At 73.3% G+C, this 3,727-nt stretch carries 1 protein-coding gene; it reads left to right on the top strand.

Going from position 1 to position 3,727, the window contains the following annotated elements:
* Positions 1–3,727 (top strand): amino acid adenylation domain-containing protein (locus PUR26_RS30120; RefSeq protein ID WP_329877241.1); only part of this gene is annotated, 3,727 nt, incomplete at both ends.

The following is a 3,727-nucleotide window of genomic DNA, read 5'->3' as shown; positions in this document are numbered from 1 at the left end:
CGCGTGCGACGGGTGGTCGCTGGCGCCGCTGGTGCGGGACCTGGCCGAGGCGTACGGGGCCCGTGCGCGGGGGCGCGCGCCGGACTGGTCACCGCTGCCGGTGCAGTACGCCGACTACACGCTGTGGCAGCGCGAGCTGCTCGGCGACCCGGCCGCCGTGGAGACTCCGCTCACCCGGCACCTCGCGCACTGGCGGCACGCACTGGCCGGACTCGGCGACGAGCTGACCCTTCCCACCGACCGTCCGCGCCCGCTCCAGCCCTCGCGGGAGGGTGGCGTCGTCCCCGTGGACCTGCCGGCCGACCTGCACGGACGGCTCCTTGACCTCGCCCGCCGCAGCGACTGCACGCTGTTCATGGTGGTGCAGGCGGGGCTGGCGGCGCTGCTGACCCGTCTCGGGGCCGGTACGGACATCCCTCTGGGGACCCCGGTGGCGGGGCGTTCGGACGAGGCCCTGGACGATCTGGTCGGTTTCTTCGCGAACACGCTGGTGCTGCGGACCGACACGTCCGGTGACCCGACGTTCCGGGAGCTGGTCGCGAGGGCGCGGGAGACGGACCTGGCGGCGTACGCCCATCAGGACGTGCCGTTCGAGCGGCTCGTCGAGGAACTGAACCCGGTCCGTTCACCGGCCCGCCACCCCCTCTTCCAGGTGATGCTCGTCCTCCAGAACAACGCCGTCGCCACGCCGGGGCTGCCCGGCCTCGACCTCGTCGAGCAGAGCGTGCTCTCCCTCGATGTCGCCAAGTTCGACCTCACCTTCGACGTCACCGAGGGGTACGACGACACCGGTCGCCCCACCGGCATCCGCGGCTCGCTCCAGTACGCCGTGGACCTGTTCGACCGGGGCAGTGTCGAAGTACTGGTGGCGCGTCTGGTGCGGTTGCTGCAGGCGGCCGTCACGGCACCGGATGTCCCGATCGGTGCTCTGGACGTTCTGGCCGCAGGAGAGCGGCGGTTGCTGCTCGATGAGTGGAATGCCACGGATCAGCCGCTTCCCGCCGGGGCGGGAGTGCATGAGCTGTTCGAGCGGCGGGCCGCCGTGGCGGCGGAGTCGACGGCGTTGGTGTTCGGCGACGCGCGGTGGTCGTACGGGGAGCTGGAGCGGGAGGCGAACCGGCTGGGGCGGCATCTGGTCGGTCGGGGCGTGCGGCGCGGTGACACGGTGGGTGTGCTGCTGGAGCGTGGACCGAGGCTGATCGTGGCCCTTCTGGCGGCGCTGAAGTCGGGCGCGGCGTACACGCTGCTCGATCCCTCGTTCCCGGTGGAGCGACTGCGGGACGTCCTGGGTCGTGCCGGGGCCTCGCTGGTGGTGACGGCCGGTGATCTCGGTGACGGGCTGGGGCCGGGAGCCGGACTGGTGCGGCTGGACGCGGACGCCGACCGGATCGCGGCCTGCGACGGGACGGCGTTGGGCCGGATCGCGGGGCCGGAGGATGCGGCCTGTGTGATGTTCACGTCGGGTTCGACGGGCGTGCCGAAGGGGGTGGTGGCTCCGCACCGGGCCATCACGGGCGCCGTGACCGGTCAGGATTTCGTGTCCTTCGGGCCGGATGAGGTGTGGCTCCAGTGCGCGCCGATGTCCTGGGACGCCTTCGCACTGGAGGTCTTCGGGCCGCTGCTCCACGGCGGCACCTGCGTCCTGCAGCCCGGCGGGAAGCCGGAGCCGGCAGTGATCGCCGAGCTCATCGCGCGTCATCACGTCACCACGGCCTACCTGTCGGCGAGCCTGCTCAACTTCCTGCTCGACGAGTATCCGGGCTGCTTCGCCGGGATGCGCCAGATCATCGGCGGCGGCGAGGCCGCGTCGCCCGCCCACGCCGCGAAGGCATTGGCGGAGTATCCGGGGCTGCGGCTGGTCAACGGGTACGGGCCGGTCGAGGCGATGATCTTCGTCTCGACCCACGTCATCACAGCGGCGGACGCCCGGCGCCCGTCGATCCCGATCGGCCGGCCGATCGGCAACGAGCGGATGTACGTACTCGACGAACGGCTCCGCCCGGTCCCGACCGGTGTCGTGGGAGACCTCTACCTCACGGGGGCCGGCCTGGCCCATGGATACCTGGGTCAACCCGGCCCCACGGCCGAGCGGTTCGTCGCCCACCCCCACGGCGCTCCCGGCGAGCGGGTCTATCGCACGGGTGATCTGGTGCGGTGGCGGGCCGATGGTGTCCTGGAGTACGTCGGGCGTGCGGACGGTCAGGTGAAGATCCGGGGCTTCCGGGTCGAGCCGGGTGAGGTGCAGGCCGTTCTGATGAAGCACCGCAGCGTCCGTCAGGTGGCGGTGGTGGTCCGGGAGGACCGCCCCGGGGACAAGCGTCTCGCGGCCTACCTGGTCGCCGAGCCCGGTACCGTGCTCGACCCCGCCGACGCCCGGGCCCACGCCGCCGACCGGCTCCCCGAACACCTCCGCCCCAGCACCTTCACCGTCCTGGACGCCCTCCCCCTCACCGCCACCGGCAAGCTCGACCGCCAGGCCCTGCCCGTTCCCGCGACGCCCACCTCGCCATCCGGCGGCCGTCCCCCGCGCACCGCGCGGGAGGAACTCCTCTGCGGCCTCTTCGCAGACGTCCTCGGCGTCGAACAGGCCGGCGTACACGACAGCTTCTTCGACCTGGGCGGTCACTCTCTCCTCGCCGCCCGCCTGATCAGCCGCATCCGCACCAGGACCGGCCTCCACGTCGGCATCGGCGAGCTGTTCCACGCGCCCACCGTGGCCGCGCTCGCCGAGCGTCTCGACAGCGCCGCCACCGACGCCGACGCGGGCAGGGGCGCCGACGCCGCCCCCCGCCCGGCCCTGCTGCCCGCCCGCCGGCCGGACCGCGTCCCGCTCTCCCATGCCCAGCAGCGGCTGTGGTTCCTCGACCAGGCAGAGGAGCCCAACGCCTCCTACAACGTGCCGCTCGCCCTCCGCCTGCGAGGACCGCTCGACGCCGACGCGCTGCGCCGCGCCGTTGCGGACGTCATGACCCGCCATGAGGCCCTGCGCACGGTCTTCCCCATGACGGACGGCGAGCCCTGGCAGCGCGTCCTCGACCTGGACCCGGACGTGAACGCCGACGCGCACCCCGGCACGAGCACCGGCGCCGGCAAGGGCCCTGTGGCGGAGTCGGTCTGGCACGCGGCCGGTTGCGCCGAGGAAGACCTGCCCCGGGCCCTGTACGAAGCCTCCGCCCACCGCTTCGGCCTGGCCGACGAACCCCCGCTGCGGGTGACCGTGCTGACCGTCTCCGACGACGACCACGTACTTCTGCTGGTCTGCCACCACATCGCCGCCGACGGCTGGTCACTCACCCCGCTGACCCGGGACCTCGCCATGGCCTACACGGCGCGCCGAGCGGGCCGCGCGCCGGACTGGTCACCGCTGCCGGTGCAGTACGCCGACTACACGCTGTGGCAGCGCGAGCTGCTGGGGGAGGAGGACGATCCGCACAGCCTCGCCCGCCGGCAGCTGGACTTCTGGCGCGCTTCCCTCGCCGGGGCCCCCGACGAGCTGGCCCTCCCCACGGACCGGCCCCGGCCCGCTGTCGCGAGCCACAGAGGCGGCAGCGTGCCGCTCACGCTCGACGCCGGGCTGCACCGACGGCTGCTCGATCTCGCCCGCAGCAGCGACTGCACGCTGTTCATGGTCCTCCAGGCGGGGCTGGCGGCGTTGCTGACCCGTCTCGGGGCGGGGACCGACATTCCGCTCGGCACGGCCGTCGCGGGGCGTTCGGACGAGGCCCTG

Source organism: Streptomyces sp. SP18CS02 (genome assembly GCF_036322365.1).
In the GTDB taxonomy this organism is placed as follows: Bacteria; Actinomycetota; Actinomycetes; order Streptomycetales; family Streptomycetaceae; genus Streptomyces.
The sequence above is the reverse complement of the archived record's forward strand: the minus strand, read 5'-3'. Positions and strand labels throughout refer to the sequence as shown.